Annotated in this window: 18 protein-coding genes and 1 pseudogene; 5 read left to right on the forward strand and 14 right to left on the reverse strand. The window is 72.2% G+C overall.

Annotated features, from left to right (window positions below; genetic code table 11):
- Window positions 1-69: 69 nt before the first annotated feature.
- A pseudogene (locus tag ACZ4YY_RS18325) lies at window positions 70-909 on the forward strand (D-alanyl-D-alanine carboxypeptidase family protein); the annotation flags it as partial.
- 80 nt (window positions 910-989) lie between these two features.
- On the opposite strand, the gene ACZ4YY_RS18330 reads toward ACZ4YY_RS18325, so the two are convergent.
- The 14 genes from ACZ4YY_RS18330 to ACZ4YY_RS18395 form a co-directional block, all read right to left on the reverse strand.
- Window positions 990-2342, reverse strand: coding sequence for a glycosyltransferase family 87 protein (locus tag ACZ4YY_RS18330; protein ID WP_468290714.1), 1353 nt, complete (start codon window positions 2340-2342; stop codon window positions 990-992).
- Window positions 2339-3736, reverse strand: a complete 1398-nt coding sequence (gene mptB / locus ACZ4YY_RS18335; RefSeq protein WP_468290717.1) for a polyprenol phosphomannose-dependent alpha 1,6 mannosyltransferase MptB — start codon at window positions 3734-3736, stop codon at window positions 2339-2341. Before mptB ends, ACZ4YY_RS18330 begins: the two co-directional genes overlap by 4 nt.
- Before the next feature lie 269 nt (window positions 3737-4005).
- Window positions 4006-5325, reverse strand: a complete 1320-nt coding sequence (locus ACZ4YY_RS18340) for a hypothetical protein (RefSeq protein WP_468290720.1) — start codon at window positions 5323-5325, stop codon at window positions 4006-4008.
- Window positions 5326-5383: 58 nt separating this feature from the next.
- Entirely contained in the window at window positions 5384-6322 is a 939-nt protein-coding gene (locus ACZ4YY_RS18345; RefSeq protein WP_468290723.1) for a glutaminase, read from the reverse strand.
- Between the two features lie 46 nt (window positions 6323-6368).
- On the reverse strand, window positions 6369-7781 hold the full coding sequence (aspA, locus tag ACZ4YY_RS18350) for an aspartate ammonia-lyase (RefSeq protein ID WP_468290726.1): 1413 nt from the start codon (window positions 7779-7781) through the stop codon (window positions 6369-6371).
- Between the two features lie 503 nt (window positions 7782-8284).
- Window positions 8285-9301 carry an asparaginase gene (locus ACZ4YY_RS18355; RefSeq protein WP_468290946.1) on the reverse strand — a complete coding sequence of 339 codons (1017 nt, stop codon included), beginning with the start codon at window positions 9299-9301 and terminating at the stop codon, window positions 8285-8287.
- A gap of 44 nt (window positions 9302-9345) precedes the next feature.
- Complete coding sequence (locus tag ACZ4YY_RS18360) at window positions 9346-10785, reverse strand: amino acid permease (protein WP_468290729.1); 1440 nt, start codon at window positions 10783-10785, stop codon at window positions 9346-9348.
- Complete coding sequence (locus ACZ4YY_RS18365) at window positions 10782-11459, reverse strand: FadR/GntR family transcriptional regulator (RefSeq protein WP_468290949.1); 678 nt, start codon at window positions 11457-11459, stop codon at window positions 10782-10784. Before ACZ4YY_RS18365 ends, ACZ4YY_RS18360 begins: the two co-directional genes overlap by 4 nt.
- A gap of 158 nt (window positions 11460-11617) precedes the next feature.
- On the reverse strand, window positions 11618-12454 hold the full coding sequence (locus ACZ4YY_RS18370; protein WP_468290732.1) for an undecaprenyl-diphosphate phosphatase: 837 nt from the start codon (window positions 12452-12454) through the stop codon (window positions 11618-11620).
- Window positions 12455-12580: 126 nt separating this feature from the next.
- Window positions 12581-12946 carry a fluoride efflux transporter CrcB gene (gene crcB / locus ACZ4YY_RS18375; protein ID WP_468290735.1) on the reverse strand — a complete coding sequence of 122 codons (366 nt, stop codon included), beginning with the start codon at window positions 12944-12946 and terminating at the stop codon, window positions 12581-12583.
- Window positions 12943-13419 carry a fluoride efflux transporter CrcB gene (gene crcB, locus ACZ4YY_RS18380; RefSeq protein ID WP_468290738.1) on the reverse strand — a complete coding sequence of 159 codons (477 nt, stop codon included), beginning with the start codon at window positions 13417-13419 and terminating at the stop codon, window positions 12943-12945. The genes crcB (ACZ4YY_RS18375) and crcB (ACZ4YY_RS18380) overlap by 4 nt, the downstream gene beginning before the upstream one ends.
- Window positions 13420-13535: 116 nt before the next feature.
- Complete coding sequence (locus tag ACZ4YY_RS18385) at window positions 13536-13823, reverse strand: ArsR family transcriptional regulator (RefSeq protein WP_468290741.1); 288 nt, start codon at window positions 13821-13823, stop codon at window positions 13536-13538.
- Window positions 13824-14060: 237 nt separating this feature from the next.
- The gene (locus tag ACZ4YY_RS18390) at window positions 14061-15629 is read right to left on the reverse strand and encodes a glycoside hydrolase family 53 protein (RefSeq protein ID WP_468290744.1); all 1569 of its coding nucleotides are present in this window, start codon (window positions 15627-15629) and stop codon (window positions 14061-14063) included.
- Window positions 15630-15778: 149 nt separating this feature from the next.
- Window positions 15779-17800: a beta-galactosidase gene (locus ACZ4YY_RS18395; RefSeq protein WP_468290746.1), complete on the reverse strand. Its 2022-nt coding sequence runs from the start codon at window positions 17798-17800 to the stop codon at window positions 15779-15781.
- Between the two features lie 230 nt (window positions 17801-18030).
- On the opposite strand from ACZ4YY_RS18395, the gene ACZ4YY_RS18400 reads away from it, so the two are divergent.
- From ACZ4YY_RS18400 to ACZ4YY_RS18415, 4 genes are read left to right on the forward strand one after another with little or no spacing between them, the layout of a single operon-like run.
- Window positions 18031-19353 (forward strand): ABC transporter substrate-binding protein, encoded by a 1323-nt coding sequence (locus tag ACZ4YY_RS18400; protein WP_468290749.1) that lies wholly within the window; start codon window positions 18031-18033, stop codon window positions 19351-19353.
- Entirely contained in the window at window positions 19350-20276 is a 927-nt protein-coding gene (locus ACZ4YY_RS18405) for a carbohydrate ABC transporter permease (RefSeq protein ID WP_468290752.1), read from the forward strand. The genes ACZ4YY_RS18400 and ACZ4YY_RS18405 overlap by 4 nt, the downstream gene beginning before the upstream one ends.
- Window positions 20273-21178, forward strand: coding sequence for a carbohydrate ABC transporter permease (locus ACZ4YY_RS18410; RefSeq protein ID WP_468290755.1), 906 nt, complete (start codon window positions 20273-20275; stop codon window positions 21176-21178). Before ACZ4YY_RS18405 ends, ACZ4YY_RS18410 begins: the two co-directional genes overlap by 4 nt.
- Window positions 21175-22209 (forward strand): LacI family DNA-binding transcriptional regulator, encoded by a 1035-nt coding sequence (locus ACZ4YY_RS18415; RefSeq protein WP_468290758.1) that lies wholly within the window; start codon window positions 21175-21177, stop codon window positions 22207-22209. The genes ACZ4YY_RS18410 and ACZ4YY_RS18415 overlap by 4 nt, the downstream gene beginning before the upstream one ends.
- Window positions 22210-22474: the final 265 nt, after the last annotated feature.

Here is a 22474-nt window from a genome sequence, read left to right on the forward strand (position 1 = left end):
CGGGTGCACGCGCGCGCCGCTCGGCACGGGCAGCACGGCGAGAAGACGGTTCGTTCCTACGTTGATCAGATGACCATCGGATTCTCTTACCGGGCCGCGGTGTCGGCCTGCGCGCTCTGTGCGGCCGGCGCCCTGGTTCTCGGGCCGGTCGCCGTCGCCGCCCCGGCCGGAACGGACCCCGCCGCACCCGCCGGGCCGCGGGCGACACCGCCGCGGCCGTCCGTGCTGTACCGCTCGGGCACGCAGGTCAGGCCCCGCCCCGGAGCGCCCGAAGTGCCGACGGTTTCCGCGTCGTCGTGGCTGGTGGCCGACGCCGACACCGGCGCGGTGCTCGCCGCGTCGAACGCGCACCGCAGACTGCCGCCCGCCAGCACACTCAAGACCCTGTTCGCCCTCACGGTGCTGCCGGTCCTGCCGGCAGGGATCCGGCACCGGGTCACCGCGGAGGAACTGGCCGGCATCGGGCCGGGCAGCAGTCTCGTCGGGGTCGCGGAGGAGCGGACCTACCGGGTCGACGACCTGTGGCGCGGGGTGTTCCTCAGCTCCGGCAACGACGCCGTGCGGGTCCTCGCCGCCCTCAGCGGCGGCTGGCGCGCCACGGCCGCCCGGATGCAGGCCAAGGCACGCTCCCTGGGGGCCCTCGACACACGCGTGCTGTCGCCGGACGGCTACGACGCGCCGGGCCAGGTGTCCTCCGCCTACGACCTGGCGGTGTTCGGGCGGGCCGGGCTGCGCAACGCGGACTTCGCGCGGTACTGCGCCACCGTGCGGGCGCGCTTTCCCGGGCGCGACGGCGGCACCTTCCGCATCGTCACCACCAACCGGCTGCTGAGCGGGGACAACGGCGTCGAGCCGTATCCGGGGCTCGTCGGCATCAAGAACGGCTACACCAGCGACGCCGGCCACACCCTGGTCGCCGCCGCCCGACGGGACGGCCGCACACTGGTCGTGACGGTGCTGAACCCGCGGACGGGCGGCGCGTTCGCCGTCTACGAGGAGGCGCGCGAGCTGCTCGACTGGGGGTTCGAGGCCGCCGGACGGGTCGATCCGGTGGGGTCGTTGGACGCGTTGCGGGCGCGGCCCCGGCCGGGCCCCGAGGTCGTGCCGGCGCCCGCCGCGGTCCCCGCCGACGACGGGCCCGGCTGGCCGGAGGCCGGTGTGATCGCGGGTGCCGGCCTGCTGGGCGGGGCGGCCGTGGCGCTGGTGCTGTGGCCCCTGGGCCGCCCCCGCCCGGGCGGCTGACCGGCCGGCAGCCACAGCAACAGGCCGAGCGTGATCCAGGTGTAGAGGTTGGAGCCGAGGATGCCGTCGACGCCGGACGCGTCGTCCGACCACAGCCACACCACGCTCGTGCACAGCACGGCGTACAGGGCGCCCGCGACCCGCGGGTGCCCGGCGCGGACCAGCACGGCGAAGGACGGCAGCAGCCAGACCAGATGGTGCACCCAGGTGACGGGGCTGACCAGACAGGCGGTCAGACCGGTGAGCGCGAACGCCGCCTGCCAGTCACCCGCGGCCGCCGCACGCCGAGACCGCCACAGCCACACGCCCAGCACGCCCACCGCCAGCACCGCCCACGCGGGCCGGCCCTCCACGCCCAGCCGGGCCAGGACACCCTGGAGAGACTGGTTGGAGACGTAGTCGAGACGGCCCACCCGGCTGGTGTCCCACAGGGCCCGCGTCCAGTAGAAGCGGGAGGCGTCCGGAGCGACCAGGGCGGCGAGCACGGTGGCGGCGCCTGCGACCCCGCCCGCGACGCCCGCCGCACGCCACCGGCGGGAGGCGAGCAGCAGGACGACGAAGAGCGCCGGTGTCAGCTTCACCGCCGCCGCGAGACCGATGCCGACGCCGGCCCAGCGGGTCCGGCCCGTCGACAGCAGCCGACAGTCCGTCAGCACCAGGGCCAGCAGCAGCAGGTTCACCTGGCCGAAGCTGACGGTGTCCCGCAGCGGCTCGAACAGCGCGAGGGCACAGGCGGTGAGCGCGAGCCCGTACCAGTCGCGGCGGCGCAGGAGCGGGCCGGCCAGGACGCGCACGACCACCGCCAGGGCCGCCAGGTCGAGCAGCAGCGCCGCCACGATCGCGGTGCGCATCCCGACCAGCGCCATCGGCAGCATGACGACGGCGGCGAACGGCGGGTAGGTGAAGCCGTACGGCGTACCCGGCACCCGGTAGTCGTAGACGCGGCCGCCGTCGTGGATCCAGTGGTCGACGGTGCCGTGATAGACGCGCAGGTCGAACCAGTCGCGCAGCAGCGGCACCGTCGCGGTGAAGACGGTCACCGCGGTGACCAGGGTGAGGACCAGCAGGAGTCGGCCGCGGTCCGTGCGGGGCGGGATCATGCCGTCCTTCCGATCGGTGCGGACGTCCGCGCCGCGAGGTGGGCCTGCCCCAGGACGACCACGGCCAGCACGCCGCCGCAGGCCGCGAGGAGCAGCCGGCCCGTGTCGGCGGGCCCGCCGTCGGGCAGGACCGCCAGGGCGAGGACGCCCGCCACGGCCGCCGTCCGGTGGCGTACCGAGGTGCTCGGGGCCGCGGCGGCGATGAGGAACAGACCCCACAGGGCGTACCAGGGGCGGATCGCCGGGCCGAGCGCGGCGACCGTCGCGAGGCTGAGGCCCAGCGCGTACACCGGCCGCGGTCGCAGCCGCCACCAGATGACGACCAGGGCGACGGCGGTGAGGGCGAGGCCCAGCACGTGCCAGGCGGGGACGGCCAGCGGCGCCAGGTCGCTGCCGGCACCCTCCAGCAGGGTGCGGGTGGCGCGGCCGAGGAGGCTGGTGAGGGCCCAGTTCTGCGAGGACACCGGGGTGTCCAGGGCGGCGATCCAGCCGTATCCCGTGCCGGCGACGGCGGTCGCGGTGACCGTGGTGGCGGCGGAGGCGGCCGTCGTGGTGAGGACGGCACGGGCCGCGTGGTCGCCGGCGCGCAGCCGCAGCACCACGACGGCGGCGAGGCCCAGCGCGGCCGGCGCCTTGACCAGGGCGGCGAGGGTGATCAGGACGGCGCCCAGGACCGGGCGGCGACCGAGTGCGGCGACCAGGCCGACCCCCAGCAGGCCCAGCATGATCGCGTCGTTGTGGGCGCCGGCCACCAGGTGCAGCAGGACCAGCGGGTTGAGCGCGCCCAGCCAGAGCGCGGCGGCCGGGTCGGCGCCGCTGTGCCGGGCCAGACGAGGCAGGGCGGCGGCCATCAGCGCCACCCCGCACAGCGCGACGCACCGCATGCCGACGAGCCCGGCGGGCAGTTCCCCGCGGGTCAGAGCCGACAGGGCGGCGGCGACGGCGAGGAACACCGGGCCGTAGGGGGCGCCGGTGTGCCGCCACGGCGGAGCGACCTCTTCGGCGAGCGGGCCGCCGAGCCGGGCCGGGCCGTGCGCGTAGACGTCCAGGTGGGCGTCGACCATGGCGCCCTGGGCGAGGTAGCTGTAGACGTCCCGGCTGAACAGCGGCGGCGCGATCAGCAGTGGTGCCGCCCACACGGCGAGCACCAGCACCAGGGCGCGCGGGGTGGGCGGGTCGCCGCCGCGCACCAGGCGGCCCAGGAGCAGCCAGGCGGCGGTCAGCAGCACCAGACCGAAGTACACGCCGACCAGGCCGAGCACGGCGTGCGGCGAGGACGGCGCGAGCAGTTCGCGTGCGGGCAGCGCGCCGGCCGTCTCACCGCCCAGCGCGAGGCAGGCCGTGCCGGCCAGGCCCAGTACCTGACAGCTACGGAGATCGACGGGAAGAGCCATGGCCACCACTCGGTCAGCGTGTCAACGCCGGGTGGCCGGAAAGCGACGTTCCGCCTTCGGGGCGGCGGCCTGGGTGTGACCGCGGGGTGAGCGGGCCGAGCACAACTAGGCCCTTCTGATGGATCTCCGCGGCGTCGCGACGCCCGGCACGCACTCTCGCCGCACCGCGCGAAAGCACAAGCAGCGCCACTACGAGGACTTCCGCGCCGCACGCCGAGAGCACGCACCGGACGCCGCTCCTTCTCCCACGGAGATCCATCAGAAGGGCCCTAGTGGAAACGGGAACTCGGCACGGGGCCGGGTGACTTCACCCGCGCGCGGTCGCCGCGCAGCCAGGTGCCGCGGACGGCCGTGACGAAGTCGGTGAGCCGTTCGACGGGGTCGGCGGGGGTCCGCCCGTCGCCGTCGTCCGGCGTCGGGTCGGCGGCGAGGATGTCCGCGGCGATCTCCGTCTCGGGACGCGGGTCGGGCTCGCCGCGTTCCAGACCGCCGTCGACGCCCTGGCCGAGGCTCGCGCCCCAGGGCGCCACCAGCGACTGGTGCAGCAGGGTGACGCTGTCGGGGGTGACCGCCGGTGTGTCGGTCCAGCAGCTCGCGTGCTCGTGCAGCACCTGCCCCGGCGCCCGCTCGAACAGCTGCTGGAGGATCTCGGAGCCCTGTGCGGTCCGAAGCGTCTCGTTCAGGTCGTGGGCGACGACGACGGTGTCCTGCCGCCCCGCCGCGAAGGGCTCCGCCGGGACGTCGAGGATCTGGGCCGCGGCCAGGCCCAGGACGCGGCTGCCCCGGTCGGGCAGCAGGGACACCGTGCGCGGGCGCACCTCGGCGGCGTCGAGCACCGCCCTGAGCCGCAGCAGGCCCTGCAGACAGAGGTCGTGGGAGTCCTGGAGGAAGGCGTAGCGGCCGGACATGCCGGCGTCGTGGCCGTACGGCGAGAGCGTGCCGAGGACGGTGCCGCCCAGGACGTACTGCCAGCCGCGCAGGTCGGCGCGGTCCAGCGAGCCGGCCGCCTCGGCGCTCTCGGCCCGCCGCAGGACGCGGTTCTGGCGGTCGCGGGCGGGCAGCCACATGTCGTCGTCGGGGGCCGGAAGCAGCGCGTGGTGGCGGCGGGCCAGCTCCAGGTCGCCCGCGAGGACGGCGTTGAACACCAGCAGGTAGCGGTCCGGCCAGGCGGCGAACCCCGCCTCGTGGGCGGCGAGCACGTCGGCGGCCTCCCGGTGGCGGCCCTCGTCCTCGTACGCCGAGACCAGCTCGCGCAGCGCGGCCGGGGAGCCCGGCACCCGGCGCAGTGCCTCGCGCAGCGCGGGTATCGCGAGGTGGGACACGCCGCGCTCCACGCAGGCGTAGCCGTAGTCGAAGAGTGCCTGCGGCCTGTCGGGCTGTGCGGCCAGCGCCGTGGCGGCCTTCTCGAGGTCGTCGAAGCCGGAGGCCCCGGCGGCCCGGCCGACGACCAGGGCGACCTCCGCGAGGGGCTGGGGCTCGGGGGCCTGCCGCAGCAGGCGCAGTGCGCCGGGGACGTCGCCTTCGTCGAGACGCTCCCAGGCCGTGCGCAGGTCGGGGGACGCGGGGCGGCGGAGCTTGCGGGAGAACATGCGGAGGATCTTCGCCCGGTGCCCGGGCGCGCCTCAACCGTATTTCGGTGACGGTCCTTCAGAACACCGAAAGGCCCGTCATCGTCGTGAACCGGTCCAGGGCGGCGACGCCCGCCACCGAGTTGCCGTGTTCGTCCAGGCCCGGGCTCCACACGCACAGGGTGCAGCGGCCGGGGACGACGGCGATGACGCCGCCGCCGACGCCGCTCTTGCCGGGCAGGCCGACGCGGTAGGCGAAGTCGCCGGCCGCGTCGTAGGTGCCGCAGGTCAGCATGACGGCGTTGACCTGCTTGGCCTGGCTGCGGTTGAGCAGGCGGGTGCCGTCGGCGCGGACGCCGTGGCGGGCGAGGAAGGTCGTGGCCAGGGCGAGATCGGCGCAGGAGGCCGTGATCGAGCACTGGCGGAAGTACTGGTCGAGCAGGGCGGGCACCGGGTTGTCGATGTTGCCGTAGGACGCCATGAAGTGCGCGAGGGCGGCGTTGCGGTCCCCGTGCGCGGCCTCGGAGGCGGCGACCTCCCGGTCGAAGTCGAGGTCGGTGTTGCCGCTCTCTGCGCGCAGGAAGGCCAGCAGTTCCCCCGCCGCGTCGCCGGTACGGGTCTGGAGGCGGTCGGTGACGACCAGCGCGCCCGCGTTGATGAAGGGGTTGCGGGGGATGCCGTTCTCGTACTCCAGTTGCACCAGGGAGTTGAAGGGGTTGCCGGAGGGCTCGCGGCCCACGTGCTCCCAGAGCGCGTCACCCTCGCGGGCCAGGTCCAGGGCGAGGGTGAACACCTTGGTGATGGACTGGGTGGAGAACGGCTCGCGCCAGTCCCCCACGCCGTACACCGTGCCGTCCAGTTCCGCCACTGCCATGCCGAAGCGGCGCGGGTCGCGGGCGGCGAGCGCCGGGATGTAGTCGGCGGGCCGGCCGCGACCGGGTGTGCGCGCCACCTCCTCGGCGATGCGTTCCAGGACCGGCTGGAAGGTGAGGGACGACGTCGTTGTCATGATCACCATTGTGCCTCCGTGCCGGTCCCGGTGCGTCAGCGCGGGTCGGCGACGCTCAGACGAGGGGGGAGCCGCTGCCCGCGAGAACCTCCGGGCGCAGCAGGTCGGCGAGGCGCTCGGCGGGCAGCAGGCCCTTCTCCAGGACGAGTTCGGCGACGCCCCGGCCGGTGACGAGGGCTTCCTTGGCGATGTCGGTGGCCGCGGTGTACCCGATGTGCGGGTTGAGGGCGGTGACCAGGCCGATGGAGTTCTCGACGGTGGCGCGCAGGGCCTCGGTGTTGGCCGTGATGCCGTCGACGCAGCGCTCGGCGAGGGTGAGGCAGGCGGCGCGCAGGTGGGTGACGGACTCCGAGAGCGAGTGCAGGATGATCGGCTCGAAGGCGTTGAGCTGGAGCTGTCCGGCCTCGGCGGCCATGGTGATGGTGACGTCGTTGCCGATGACCTCGAAGGCGACCTGGTTGACGACCTCGGGGATCACCGGGTTGACCTTGCCGGGCATGATCGACGAACCGGCCTGCACCGGCGGCAGGTTGATCTCGCCGAGTCCCGCGCGCGGCCCGGAGGACAGCAGCCGCAGGTCGTTGCAGCTCTTGGAGAGCTTGACGGCGATGCGCTTCAGCACGCCGGACATCTGGACGAACGCGCCGCAGTCCTGGGTGGCCTCGACGAGGTTGGCGGCGGTGACCAGCGGCAGCCCGGTGATCTCGGCGAGGTGGCGGCGGGCCGCCTCGGCGTATCCCGCGGGGGCGTTCAGCCCCGTCCCGATCGCGGTCGCGCCCAGGTTGATCTCTTGGATGAGTTCGACGGCCTCGGCGAGCCGGCTGCGGTCCTCGTCCAGCATGACGGCGTAGGCGGAGAACTCCTGCCCGAGCGTCATCGGCACCGCGTCCTGCAACTGCGTGCGGCCCAACTTCAGCACGTCACGGAACTCGACGGCCTTGCGGCCGAAGGCGTCCTGGAGCACCGCCATCGCCGTGAGCAGTCCGCGCACCGCGAAGACGGTCGCGATCTTGACGGCGGTCGGGTAGACGTCGTTGGTGGACTGTCCGAGGTTGACGTCCTCGTTGGGGTGCAGGTACCCGTACTCCCCCCTGGCGTGCCCCAGCAGCTCCAGCGCCCGGTTGGCGACGACCTCGTTGGCGTTCATGTTGGTCGAGGTGCCGGCACCGCCCTGGATGACGTCCACGACGAACTGGTCGTGCAGCTTGCCGTCGCGTATCTCGCGGCAGGCGGCGACGATCGCGGTGGCCTTCTCGGGCGCCAGCAGCCCCAGCTCCTCGTTGGCGAGGGCGGCGGCCTCCTTCACGGCGGCGAGGGCGTCGATCAGGTGCGGGTAGGCGGAGATCGGCGTACCGGTGATCGGGAAGTTCTCGGTGGCGCGCAGGGTGTGCACACCCCAGTACGCGTCGGCCGGGACGTCCCGGTCTCCGAGCAGGTCGTGCTCCGTGCGGCTGGCGGCGACGGTCATGAGGGTGCGGCCTCTTTCCGGGTGAGGGTCGGGAGGGAGTGGTACGGGTGGGCGGGAACGGCCCGGGCCGGGACACGGCGGCGGGAACCGCCCGAGCCGGGCACGGCCGAGTGCGGGCCCACCCTGCCCGAGCCGGGTGACGGCGTGTGGGCACGGTGACGCGGGGTGCGGGCCCACTGCCGGGCGACGCGGGGTGCGGGCCCGGAACGGGGTATGGCGGCGGGTGCGTCCCGAGCCGGATGACGGCGGCGGGTGCGACCCCGGGGTCGCGGCGCGGGTCTCGCGGGCGCGACGTGGCGGGGACGAGGTGGCGGGCGACCGCCCCGGCTCCACACGAACCCTCCCGCGTCCCACCGAACCGGCGGCCGACGGAGACAACCGCCGCGGACAGCCGAGGGGACCGTCCGGCCGGCGCCGGCCGACAACCGACGCGCGGAGGACGCGCGGCCGACGCCGCAGACCACGCAGCCACCGCAGGTGACCGCCGCAGACCGCCGCAGGCGTCACGCGCAGGCCGGCAGTGTCACCGGGTCCAGGGAGCGTGCCGGGCGGACGGAGCCGACCGGTTCGCCGCCGCCGAGCACGGGTTCGCCGGCGAACTCGGTGAGCCGGGCCGGTTCGACGCCGGCGCGGGCGAGGGCGGCCGCGGTGACCGGGACGCGGGCGCGGTTGGCCCCGTCGGCGATCTTCACGGCGACCGCGCGGCCGTCGGGCAGCGCGGCGACCTCGACGCCCTCGAAGCCGTCCTTGGCGAGCAGCCCCGGCACGGCCCGCATCAGCGCGGCCACGTCCCGGCCGGAGCCGGAGGCCATCTCGGCGTGCTCGCGCATCGCGTCGGCCACGCGCGCCTCGGGGGTGCCGGGCGCGGCGGTGGTGATGCGGGCGGCGGCACGGGCCAGGCCGTGCAGGGAGACGGAGAACAGGGGGGCGCCGCATCCGTCGACGGTGACCCGGGCGATCCGCTGCCCGGTGAGGTCCTCGACGATCTCGGCGATCGCCTGCTGGAGGGGGTGCTCCGGGTCGAGGTAGCCCTCGAGGGGCCAGTCGTTGAGCGTGCAGGTGTACAGCATGGCCGCGTGCTTGCCGGAGCAGTTCTGCGCGAGGCGGGAGGGCAGGCGGCCCTCCCTCACCCACGCGTCCCTGACGACCGGGTCGAACGGCAGGTCCGGCACGTTGCGCAGGTCGTCCTCGGTGACACCGGCCAGCTCGAGGATCCGCCGGGTTCCGGCGAGGTGGCGTTCCTCGCCGGAGTGGCTGGCGGCGGCGAGCGAGAGCAGCTCGCCGTCGAGCGGGAGCCCGGCGCGCACCATGGCGACGGCCTGGGCGGGCTTGAGTGCCGAGCGCGGGTAGAAGGCGGCCTCGATGTCGCCGAGCTGGACGTCGACGCCGCCGCTTCTGCCGAGCACCACGACGGAGCCGTAGTGGATGCCCTCGATCACCCCGTCGCGGACGAGGTGGGCGACGGGCACGTGGAGGGGTTCGCGGATCGCGGGGGCGTCGGCGAGGGAACTGCTGTACATCACTGCCTGGATCACCGGTGGGTTGTCGTGGGCCGGCGCGGGGTTCACGCGTCGGCCTTGGATGTGGTGCGCGCGAGCCGGCCGCGGATGGCGTACCAGCCCGTCACGAGCGCTCCGACGATCAGCGGCAGGCACAGCACGGTGGTGCGGCCGGCGCCTCCGTCGGCGTACATGAGGACCAGGACGGAGGCGAGGAAGGCCAGCGTCACGAGTTCGGTCCAGGGGGAGCCCGGCAGCCGGTAGCCGGGTCGGGTCAGCTCGCCCTTCTGGGTCTTCTGCCAGAAGAGGAGGTGACAGATCATGATCATGCCCCAGGTGGCCAGGATGCCGATCGCCGCGAAGTTCAGGACGATCTCGAAGGCGTCCGCCGGGACGACGAAGTTGAGTCCCACGCCGAGCACGCAGATGCCGCTGGTCAACAGGATGCCGCCGTAGGGCACCTGGCTGCGGCTCATCACGCCGGTGAACCTGGGGGCGGAGCCGGACATCGCCATGGAGCGCAGGATGCGGCCGGTGGAGTACAGGCCGGAGTTGAGCGAGGACATGGCCGCCGTGAGGACGACGAGGTTCATCACGCCGCCCGCCGCCGGTATGCCGATGTTGGACAGGACCGTCACGAAGGGGCTCTCCCCCGCCGTGTACGCGTTCCACGGCAGCAGCATCGACAGCAGCACCACCGAGCCGACGTAGAACAGACCCACGCGCCACATGATCGAGTTGATCGCCTTCGGCATGATCTTCTCGGGGTTCTCGGTCTCGCCCGCGGCGACGCCGACCAGCTCGACGGAGGCGTAGGCGAAGACGACGCCCTGGACGATCAGCAGCATCGGCAGCAGGCCGTTGGGGAAGACCCCGCCGTTGTCGGCGATCAGGGACGGGCCGGGGGTGGTGCCGTCGACCGGGTGCTGCGTGACCAGCAGGAAGATGCCGATGCACATGAAGACGACGAGGGCGCCGACCTTGACGATGGCGAACCAGAACTCCAGTTCGCCGAAGATCTTCACCGAGATCAGGTTCACGGTGAGGACGACGGCCAGGGCGATCAGCGCGATCACCCACTGGGGGATGTCGGAGAACATGCCCCAGTAGTGCGTGTAGGTGGCCACGGCGGTGATGTCGGCGATGCCGGTGGTGGCCCAGTTGAGGAAGTACATCCAGCCGGCGGTGTACGCGCCCTTCTCACCCATGAACTCGCGGGCGTAGGACACGAAGGCGCCGGAGGAGGGGCGGTACAGGACGAGTTCACCCAGGGCGCGCACGACGAGGAAGGCGAACACGCCGCAGACGGCGTAGGCGATGAAGAGGGAGGGGCCTGCGTCGGCGAGCCGGCCTCCGGCGCCGAGGAAGAGGCCGGTGCCGATGGCGCCGCCGATGGCGATCATGTTCACGTGACGGGACTTGAGGGACTTGCTGTAGCCCTCGTCTCCGGCGTCGACGTGACGGGGCGAGGGGCGCGTCTCGTCTTTGAGGTGCTGTTCGCTCACGCCTCGGGTCCGCCTTCCAGGGGGGTGGTCGTGCGTGGGGACCGCACGATGTCGGTGAGGGTGGTCTCGACGCGGTCGAGGTGGTGGCTCATGGCCTCCACGGCGTCGTTCTCGGAACCGTCGATCAGCGCCTCGACGATGGCCCGGTGCTCGCGGTTGGACTGCTCGCGCCGGCCGCCCAGCTCGTTGAGGAAGGCCGACTGACGCGCCAGTGCGTCGCGGATCTCCTCGATGACCCGGCGGAAGACCGGGTTCTGTGCGGCTTCGGCGACGGCCAGGTGGAAGAGGGTGTCCATCGCGACCCACGCGGTGGTGTCCGTCTCCCGCTCCATCCGGTCCAGCAGGTGGGCCAGGTGGTCCAGGTTCTCCGGGGTGCGGCGCCGTGCCGCGTACCCGGCGACCGGGATCTCGACGTGCCGGCGCACCTCCAGCAGGTCGCTGGCCGCGTAGTCGCCGAAGGTGGGGTCCTCGACGGTGTTCGCGATCACGAAGGTGCCCTTGCCGGTCTTCGCGACGGTCAGCCCCATGGTCTGCAGAGCGCGCAGGGCCTCGCGCAGGACGGGCCGGGAGACCTCGAGCGTGCGGCACAGCTCGGCCTCGGAGGGCAGCTTGTCGCCGATGGCGTACTCGCCGCGCTCGATGGCGCCGCGGAGGTGGGCGAGCACCGCTTCCATCGCGCTGACGCGACGGGGAGCCCGGCCACCTGTCTGGCTGTCTGACAGGTTCACGGGAGAGATGTTCCGCGTGGCGTACGGGTGATGTCAAGGGAGCTGAAAGGAAAGATTCACCGGGCGGGAGGACTGAAACGGGATTTCCCCGCCCGGCTCGGGGGTCAGCCGTTCAGGACGCCGGCGCCCAGCAGCCCGAACAGCAGCAGGCCGACGGCGATCCGGTAGATCACGAACGCGTTGAAGGAGTGCTTGGCGACGAACCGCAGCAGCCAGGCGATGGAGGCGTAGGCGACGACGAAGGACACGATCGTGCCGACCGCCAGCGGGGCCGTGCCGGCGCCGGTGCCGAGGGCGTCCTTCAGCTCGTACAGGCCGGCGCCGGTCAGGGCCGGGATGCCGAGGAAGAAGGACAGGCGGGTGGCGGCGACCCGGTCCAGGTCGAGCATGAGCGCCGTGGACATGGTGGCGCCCGAGCGGGAGAAGCCGGGGAAGAGCAGCGCGAGGATCTGGGAGCTGCCGACCAGCATCGCGTCCTTGAACGAGGTGTCGTCCTCGCCGCGCTTGTGCCGCCCCATCTGGTCGGCCGCCCACATCACCGCGCTGCCGGCGATGAGCGATCCCGCGACCACCCACAGAGAGGCGAGGGTCCCCTGGATGAGCGGCTTGGCGGCCAGGCCGACAGCGACGATGGGGATCGTCGCGCAGATCACCCACCAGGCGAACCGGTAGTCGTGGTGGTAGCGCTCCTCCTTGTCCCGCAGGCCGCGCACCCAGGCGGAGACGATCCGGGCGATGTCCTTGCGGAAGTACACGAGCACGGCGGCGATCGCGCCGACCTGGATGACGGCCGAGAACCCCACGACCGCGTCGTCGTCGACGGGGATGCCCATGAGGCCCTCGGTGATCTTCAGATGGCCGGTGGAGGAGACGGGGAGGAACTCGGTCACTCCCTCGACGGCTCCGAGGACGACGGCTTGACCGACGGAGATGGCGCTCATGGGATCCAGTTCTGCGGGTGGGCGAGGGTGCGGTGCCCACTCCTACCAGGCCATGGTGTGAATTCCGTGCACCCCGGGGCTTTGAAGGGAAGGGGAGCCCAGCTCGCGACGCCTGGCACGCGCCCCCTAGGGCCACACGGCCTGGCCGAGCGCCACTCCCGCGAACGCCGCCCCGAGACCGGCCCCGACGCTCCCGAGCACGTTGGCGACGGCGTGGAGCCCGGCGCCGGTCTCGGCCAGCCGCAGCGTCTCGTAGGAGAAGGTGGAGTACGTGGTGAGGGCCCCGCACAGGCCGGTTCCCAGGAACAGCCGCAGGTCGGGAGGGACGGCGGCGGCACCGGTCAGCACACCGAGCGTGAAGCAGCCGACGACGTTGACGACGAAGGTGCCCCACGGGAAGGCCGAGTCGTGCCGCGACTGCACCAGGCGATCGGTCAGGTAGCGCAGCGGGGCGCCGATCACGCCGCCCCCGACGACCATGAGCCAGTTCACAACGACCTCTTACCCGCGTGTCCGGTCCGCCCGGTCAGCGCACGTCGGGTCGCCGTGGCAGCGAGCCACACCGCGGTGAGCGCGGCGAGCGGCGTCGCGGCGAGGTAGAGCAGGGCGGTGCGGGCATGACCGGTGTCGAACAGGTGCTGGAGGTCGACCGCGTACGTGGAGAAGGTGGTGAACCCGCCGAGGACGCCGGTGGCGACGAAGGGGCGCACGAGGCGGTGGACCGTCAGGACCTCGGTGACCAGCACCAGGAGGAGACCGATGAGCGCGCAGCCGACGACGTTGACGCAGAACGTCGTCCAGGGGAAGGAGCCGGTCCCGGCGGGCCACCACAGGCCGGCCGCGTAGCGGGCGGTGGCGCCCAGGCCGCCGCCGGCCGCGACCGCGGCGACCACCGGCAGCTGTCCCGCGCCGGCCGGCCGCGGCGGGGCCGCGGTGCGAAGGCTCGCGTCCTTCGGGGCTGTCATGTCGTACGTCTCCCGCCTGACACCCGTGACCCCGGTTCACGGGTGGGTCACGGCCGGCCGCCAGGGTAACGCCGGATCCTGCGGTGTGACGTCGGCGAGCACTCCCCCGTCGGCGCCTACCACCCCTTCTCGAACATGCGGGCCACCTCGGCGATGCGCATCTCGTCGCGCCGGTAGTAGGTGCGGCGCCGGATCCGCTTGGCGCGCAGCACGCCGAGATCCGTGAGCAGGGTGAGGTGGGTGTCGGCGACCGGGCGGCGCACGCCGAGCTTCGCCGCGATCGCGTCGGCGGCGACGCCGTCCTCGAGCAGGTCGCCGTGCCGCTGGGGCGGGAAGTGCCGCTCGGGCTCCTTCAGCCACTCCAGGATGTCCAGTCGCCGTTCACCCACGGGAGTCCTCAGCATGTCGTCCCCTCCGTCCCTTGGTCGGGGCTCCCCTCGTACCGCGTCTTCCCACTCTTCCGCAGGCGGTGCCGCCGTGTCCCGGGGTCCGTCAGGCTTGGCCGGGACCGAACATCCTCTCCCCTCACGACGGGAGGGGGGACGCGGTGTCCGCTGAGACGGGCGGGGCCCGGCCGCGCGGTGGCGGCCGGGCCCCTGGGGCGCGGGGTGGAGCGGTGGGTCGACGGTGGGTCAGGTGGTTCAGCGGTGGCCGAACCACGCCATCGCGGGCAGCGCCCGGTCGTCGTAGCCGAACAGGGCCTGGTTCTCCCAACCGTTGCCGGAGGAGGCGTCGGTCGGGTCCCAGCCGTTGCCGGTGACGGCGGTCCAGGTCGCCTCCCAGGAGAAGACGCCGAGCCCGCGGCCGTTCGGCACGGCCTCCACGATGTTCGCCACGGCGTTCATCCAGGCGAGCTGGCCGGCCGTGGTCGCCGGGTATCCGGAGACGAGCTCACCGGTGGTGTCGATGATGTTCTCGAGCGCGTCCTCGCTGTCCAGCCGGAACGGGTAGGCCGTCTCCGCGACGAAGACCGGCTTGCCGTAGCGGGCGGCCGCGTCGTCCAGCGTGGTCTGGAAGTCGGAGAGCGTGCCGTGCCAGTACCCGTAGTACGACAGGCCGATGGCGTCGAACTTCACGCCGCGGGATACGGCGCTGTCGAACCACCAGCGGGTGCCGGCCAGGTCACCGCCCTTGGCGAGGTGCAGGGCGACGGTGGTGGACGAGCTGACCGCCTTGACGGCGTCGTAGCCGGAGTTGAGCAGACCGGCGAGCTGCGACCAGTTCGAGGTCGAGCCCTCGTTCCACAGCATGCCGCCGTTGATCTCGTTGCCCACCTGGACCATGTCGGCGGTGGTGCCCTGGGCCTTCAGCGCGTTCAGCACGTCGTACGTGTGGTTGTACACGTCCGTCCTGAGCTGGCTGTACGAGTGGCCCGCCCAGGCGGCCGGCTTGGACTGGGCACCCGGGTCGGCCCAGGTGTCCGAGTAGTGGAAGTCGACCAGCAGCTTCATGCCGGCGGCCTTGACGCGTTTGGCCAGGGCGAGCACGCGCGTCTTGTTGTTGTAGCCGTCGGCCGGGTTGACCCAGACCTTCAGGCGCGCGTAGTTCATGCCGGCGTTCTTCAGGAGGGTGACCGCGTCGCCGGTGGTGCCGGAGGCGGTCCGGTAGACGCCGCCCCTGGCCTCGCTCTTGGCGAGGGAGGAGATGTCGGAGCCCTTGATCGACAGTCCGGTCGTGCCGGACGTGAAGGTCAGGTCGTCGACGTTGATCCAGTTGCCGGCGTTCGCGTCGCTGTTGATGCTGATGGTGCACTGGTTGTTCGTCACACGGACCGGCGTGACGATGTGGATCCACCCGTCGGCCGAGACCGGCAGGTCGGTGCGCTGTTCCGCGCCGCCGCAGTTCTTCAGGGCTATGTAGGCGGATTTCTGACCGCCGCCGGAGCGCACCCAGGCGGACAGTTTGTAGGAGCCGTTGGTGAGCCCCGACAGGTACTGGTACGTCTCCACCTTGTAGGCGGTGGAGGCCCAGTGGCTCAGGCGGTGGCCGCCGCCGTGGCCGCCGGCCTCGCTGAAGGAGGCGGTGTTCTGGCCGGCCGCCGAGTAGGTCGACCAGCCGGCCGGGGTGGCGGTGCCGGTGCCGTCGGACTCGAAGCCGCCGTTGGTGAGCGTCGAGGCCGCCTGGGCGGTCTGCGCGGGCAGCGCGGTGAGGGCGAGCCCCGCGGTGAGCGGGAGGAGCAGGGCTCGGAGGGTGCGTCTGGGATGGAACATCGTCGTCCGTCGTCCCTTCGACGTCAGGGGGAGGGGGCCGGATGGCCCGGACGGGCCCCCGCGTGGAGGGGGGCCCTGCGGTGTTCCCTCGGGGTGAGGGACCCCCTCCGCCCGCGGCTCGCGGCTCCACGGGCGAAGGGGGAGTCGGATCAGCCGTCGAGTCGTACGACCCGGACGGCTCCCGCCGGGACCGCGAGGCAGCCGGCGGCACGGTCGCCCGTCAGCAGTTCGGTGCCGGGCGCGTCCAGCGGCACCTTCGCGTCGGTGGCGGTGTGGTTGATGGCGAACAGGTAGCTGCCGGTCTCACCGCTGCGGCGCACCACCTCCACGTCACGGGGCAGGTCCGCGCGCGGCGCGAGGCGCGCGTCCTCCGCGGCCCGGCCGAGCAGCGCGTCCAGGCCCTCGTGACCGAGGCGGGTGGAGACGTACCAGGCGGTGCCCTCGCCGAGACGGTGCCGGGTGACGGCCGGCCGGCCCGCGGTGAGGCCGTCGGCGTACGTCCAGACGGTCTCGGCGCCGCGCGGCACCACGAACTCCGTCCACACGTCGCCGCTCAGCCCCGGGCCGTCCGGGCCGGTGATCCGGACGCTCTCGCCCGGCAGCAGCGGTGCGAACTCCTCGACGGTCAGGCCGAGGACGTCGCGCAGCGCCCCCGGGTAGGCGCCCTCGTGGACGGCGTCGCGCTCGTCGACGATGCCGGAGAAGAACGACACGACGAGGGTGCCGCCGTTCGCGACGTACTCCTTCAGGTTGTCGCCGGCCGCCTGCGTCATCAGGTACAGGGCGGGCACCACGACCAGCGGATACGCCGACAGGTCGGCCTCGGGGTGGGCGAAGTCGACCGTGAGGTGGCGGTCGTAGAGGGCCTCGTAGAAGGCGTCGGCGCGCTCGCGGGGGTCGGCGTCCTCGCTGGGACGCCAGGCGAGGTTCTGTGCCCACCAGGACTGCCAGTCCCACAGGACGGCCACGTCGGCCTCGGTGCGGGTGCCCCGCAGGGCGCTCAGGGAGTCCAGGGAGGCACCGAGTTCGACGACCTCGCGCCACACGCGGGTCTCGGTGCCGCCGTGCGGAACCATCGCCGAGTGGAACTTCTCGGCGCCGCGCCGGGACTGCCGCCACTGGAAGAACATGGCGCCCTCGGACCCGCGCGCGACGTGGCCGAGGGAGTTGCGGGCCATCTGGCCGGGAGCCTTGGCGGGGTTGCGGGGCTGCCAGTTGACGCCCGAGGTGGAGTGCTCCAGCAGGATCCAGGGGGCGCCGCCCGCGACGGACCGGGTGAGGTCGGCGGCCATCGCGAGGTTGACGTGGGTGCGGCGGCCGTCGGTGATCAGGTAGTGGTCGTTGCTGACGATGTCGACCTCACGGCCCCACGCCCAGTAGTCGACGGAGTCGCACTGGCTGAGGGCCGTCATGAAGTTGGTGGTGACCGGGACGCCGGGGGCGAGGCGGTGCAGGATGTCCCGCTCGGCGCGGAAGTTCTCGAGCATCGTGGCGTCCGCGAACCTCTTGTAGTCCAGGGCCTGGCCCGGGTTGCCCACGGTGGGTGTGGTGCGCGGCGGGTTGATCTGGTCGAAGGCCGCGTAGCGCTGGCCCCAGAAGGCGGTGCCCCAGGCCTCGTTGACCGCGTCGACCGTGCCGTACGTCGTCTCCAGCCAGCGGCGGAAGTGGGCGGCGCAGGAGTCGCAGTAGCAGGCCGAGACGGGGACGCCGTACTCGTTGTGCACGTGCCACATCGCGAGCGCCGGGTGGGAGCCGTAGCGCTCGGCCAGCGCGGTCGTGATGGTCGCCGCCGCCGCGCGGTAGTCGGCGTTGCTGTGGCAGATCGCTGCGCGGGAGCCGAACTCGTGGCGCACGCCGTCGGGGGTGACGGGCAGCGCCTCGGGGTGTTCGCGGTAGAACCAGACGGGCGGGCAGACGGTGGGCGTGCCGAGGTCGACGCGGATGCCGTTCTCGTGCAGCAGGTCGATGATCCGGTCGAGCCAGCCGAAGTCGTACGCGCCGGGAGCGGGCTCCAGCAGTGCCCAGGAGAAGATCCCGACGCTCACCATGGTGACGCCGGCCTCCCGCATGAGCCGGACGTCCTCCCGCCAGACGGCTTCCGGCCACTGCTCCGGGTTGTAGTCCCCACCGAAGGCGAGCCTGGTGAGGCCCTTGGGGGTGGTCTCCGGCATGGATCTCTCCCGTTGAATCGATCATTTGGGAACGTGCACACACGTGGTCAGCGGTGTGAGCCCAACATAACCGCACAGCAACAACCATTGACAAGGGTCCGGGATGTTTCTCTACTGTGAACGCTCACAGAAGCATGACAGGGGCCTCAGCGACGGGCAGGGCCCCGGGTCGTGCGATCGCGTGGCAGGTCTTCCGCACGAGGCGGGGACCCAGGTCAGGGGAGAGATCCATGCCGAACACGAAGCGCCGACGCCTCGTGGCATCCACCATCGCCGTCGTCCTCGGCGCCACCGCACTCGCCGCCTGCGGCTCGTCCGACGACGACGGCGGGACCGAGGCCTCCGGCCCCGTGTCGCTGACGTACTGGACGTGGACGCCCGGCATGGACAAGGTCGTCGAGCTCTGGAACAACGGGCCGGGCAAGACCGACCAGATCAAGGTCACGGTGCAGAAGCAGGCGTCCGGCGACGACCTGGTCACCAAGATCCTCACCGCGCACAAGGCGAAGAAGGCGCCCGACCTGGTCCAGGCCGAGTACCAGGCGCTGCCGACGCTGGTCAGCAATGACGCGCTGGCCGACATCTCCGATGCCGTCGGCGACGCGAAGGGCAAGTTCGCCGACGGCGTCTGGCAGCAGACCACGCTCGGCACGGACGCCGTCTACGCGATACCGCAGGACATCGGCCCCATGATGTTCTACTACCGCCAGGACCTCTTCCAGAAGTACGGCCTGACGGTGCCGACGACCTGGGAGCAGTTCGCGCAGACCGCCCGCGCGCTCAAGAAGAAGGCCCCGGACGTCGACCTCACCACCTTCTCCGCCAACGACTCCGGACTCTTCGCGGGCCTCGCCCAGCAGGCCGGAGCCAAGTGGTGGACGACCGCCGGCGACCAGTGGAAGGTCGGCATCGACGACGCGGCGACGAAGAAGGTCGCCGACTTCTGGGGCGGCCTCGTCAAGGAGGGCGCCATCGACAACCAGCCGATGTACACCCCGGCGTGGAACAAGGCGCTCGACACCGGCAAGCAGATCGCCTGGGTCTCCGCCGTCTGGGCCCCGGGCACCCTGCAGAGCGCCGCGCCCGCCACCAAGGGCAAGTGGGCCGTGGCCCCGCTCCCCCAGTGGACCGCCGGCAGCGACGTCACCGGCAGTTGGGGCGGCTCCTCCACCGGCGTCACCACCGACTCCCGGCACAAGGCTGCCGCCGCCAAGTTCGCCACCTGGCTGAACACGAACGGCGACGCCCTCAACGCCCTCGCCAAGGAGGGCGGCATCTACCCGGCGTCCACCTCGGCCCAGCTGAGCGGCGCCTTCACCGACCCGCCCGCCTACTTCTCCAACCAGCCCGACTTCTACCAGATCGCCGCCGAGGTCGCGAAGACCACGGCGCCCTCGGCCTGGGGTCCCAACGTGAACGTCGCCTACACGACCTTCAAGGACGCGTTCGGCATCGCCGCCAAGAACAAGACGGACTTCTCGGCCGCCCTGGACAAGATGCAGTCCGACACGGTGGCCGACATGAAGAAGCAGGGCTTCGAGGTCTCCGAGTGACCTCCGCGCGCCGGGAGTCGTACGGGGTCAAGGGGGCCCCGTACGCCTTCCTCCTCCCCGGAATAGTCCTGTTCGCCCTCTTCTTCGCCCTGCCCATCGGCTACACGGTCCACCTGAGCTTCCGCAAGGTGCAGGTCTCCGGACTCGGCCTGGGCTCGGGTGCCCGCAAGGAGATCTGGGCGGGCCTGGAGAACTACTCCGACGCCCTCTCCGACAGCGAACTGCTGCACGGCGCGCTGCGGGTACTGGGCTACGGCTGCATCGTGGTCCCCGTGATGCTGGGTCTCGCGCTGCTGTTCGCGCTGATGCTCGACGCCGACAAGGTGCGCCTCACCCCCGTCACCAGGCTCGCGATCTTCCTGCCGTACGCCATCCCCGGCGTCGTCGCCGCGCTGCTGTGGGGCTTCCTGTACCTGCCGGACGTCAGCCCGTTCTACTGGGTCCTCGACAAGTTCGGCATGCCGCAGCCCGACCTGCTGGACGGCGGTCCGCTGTACCTCGCGCTGTCCAACATCGCCGTGTGGGGCGGCACCGGCTTCAACATGATCGTCATCTACACCGCGCTCCAGGCGATCCCGGCCGAGGTGTACGAGGCGGCCAGGCTGGACGGTGCGACCCCGCTCCAGATCGCGCTGAGGATCAAGATCCCCATGGTGACGCCGTCACTGGTGCTGACCTTCTTCTTCTCGATCATCGCCACGCTCCAGGTGTTCAACGAGCCGATGACCCTGAAACCGCTCACCAACTCCGTGTCCACGACATGGAGTCCGCTGATGAAGGTGTACCAGGACGCCTTCGGCAACGGTGACATCCACCGGGCGGCCGCCCAGGCCGTGATCATCGCCTTCGCCACGCTGATGCTCTCCTTCGGCTTCCTGCGCGCCGCGAACCGCCGTTCCAAGCAGGAGGGGGGAGCCCGATGAGTTCTCTTGCCGTCCGGAAAGCCCCTTCGGCCGCCGGTGCGGCGGGCGCCGCCCGAGGCCGGCCGCCGCTGCGCCGCCGGATCGCGCTGATCCCGACGATCACCCTGCTGCTGGGAGCGGCCTACTGCCTGCTGCCCGTCGCCTGGGTGATCATCGCGTCCACGAAGTCCGGCACCGAACTGTTCACCACCTTCACGTTCTGGCCGGGCTCGGGCTTCCTGGACAACGTCGAGGGCCTGAACTCCTACCGCGACGGCGTCTACTGGCAGTGGATGGGCAACTCCGCCCTCTACGCCGGTCTGGGCGCCCTGCTGTCGACCTGCGTCTCGGCGGTCAGCGGCTACGCGCTGGCGGTCTACCGCTTCCGCGGCCGTGAGTCGATGTTCGACATCCTGCTCGCGGGCGTGCTGATGCCGCCGATCATCCTGGCCGTCCCGCAGTACCTGCTGATGGCCGAGGCGGGCCTGACCGACTCCTACCTGTCCGTGCTGCTGCCGCAGATCCTCTCGCCGTACGGCGTGTACCTGGCCCGGATCTACGCCGCGGCGGCCGTTCCGGCGGACGTCGTGGAAGCCGGGCGGATGGACGGGGCGAGCGAGTGGCGGATCTTCACCCGGATCGCGCTGCCGATGATGGTGCCCGGACTGGTGACGGTGTTCCTGTTCCAGTTCGTCGCGATCTGGAACAACTTCCTGCTGCCGTACATCATGCTCAGCGACGACACCACGTTCCCCCTCACGCTCGGTCTGTTCACGCTCCTCAAGCAGGGCGCGACCGCCCCGGCCCTGTACACGCTCGTGATCACCGGAGCGTTCCTCGCGGTGATCCCGTTGGTGGCGCTGTTCCTGGTCGTTCAGCGGTTCTGGAGCCTGGATCTGCTGTCCGGGGCCGTAAAGTCATGACCATGAACCAAGGTGCGGGGGGCCGACGCAAACCGCCGACGATCCACGACGTGGCCCGGGAGGCCGGTGTCTCCCGGGGCACCGTCTCACGCGTGCTGAACGGCGGCCACTACGTCAGCCCGTCCGCCCAGGAAGCGGTCAACGCCGCCATCCGCAGGACGGGTTACGTCGTGAACCGGCACGCCCGCTCGCTGATCACCGGACGTTCCGACTCGGTGGGCTTCCTGCTGACGGAGCCGCAGGAGCGGTTCTTCGAGGACCCCAACTTCAACGTCCTGCTGCGCGGCTGCACCCAGGCCCTGGCCGCGCACGACATCCCGCTGCTGCTGATGCTCGCCGGCACCGAGGACGAACGGCGCCGCATCACGCGGTACATCACCGCCGGCCACGTCGACGGTGTGCTGCTGGTCTCCAACCACTTCGGCGACCCGATCGCCACCGAGCTGCGCGAGGCCGGCGTCCCGCTGGTCGCGTGCGGCAAGCCCATCGGCATCGGGTCCAAGGTCAGCTATGTGGCCGCCGACGACCGCGACGGCGCCCGGGACATGGTGCGCCACCTGCTGGCCCAGGGCCGTCGCCGGATCGGCGTCGTCACCGGCCCGCTGGACACCCCGGGCGGTGTCGAACGGCTCGCCGGCTACAAGGAGGTGCTCACCGAGGCGGGCATCGAGATCGAGGAACGGCTCGTCGTCCCCGGCGACTACAGCCGCGCCGGCGGCGCGGCCGGCGCCGAGCGCCTGCTGGCCCAGGCCCCCGACCTGGACGCCGTCTTCGTCGCGTCCGACCTGATGGCCCAGGGCGTCCTGACGACCCTGCGCCGCGCCGGCCGCCGGGTCCCCGACGACGTGGCGGTCGGCGGCTTCGACGACTCCCCCGCCGCCACCGCCGCCACCCCGCCCCTGACCACCATCCGCCAGCCCTGGGACCGCATCAGCAACGAGATGGTGCGGGTCCTGCTGGCCCAGATCGGCGGCGAGGACCCCGCTGCGGTGATCCTGCCGACGGAGTTGGTGAAGCGCGAGTCGACGTAGCGGTGCGCCGCACCCACCCGCCGCGCGGTCGGGCGTCCGTTGCGGGGAGGTCGGTCACGCCGGTTCGCGCGATCGCCGGACGCGGTGCGCTCGCCGCCCTCGCCGCCCGTCCGCCGTCGACCCACCTGCTCACGTGGCCGATGCCGGTGGTGGCGACCCAGGTCACGGCCGCCCGCAGCGGCGACCTCGTCGCCCGCGACACCCAGGCGTCCTCACCGTCCGGGGCGCGGGAGCGAGCTCGTTGCGTCCGCACTAGTTGCACGGT

Source organism: Streptomyces sp. NPDC030143 (assembly GCF_055573695.1).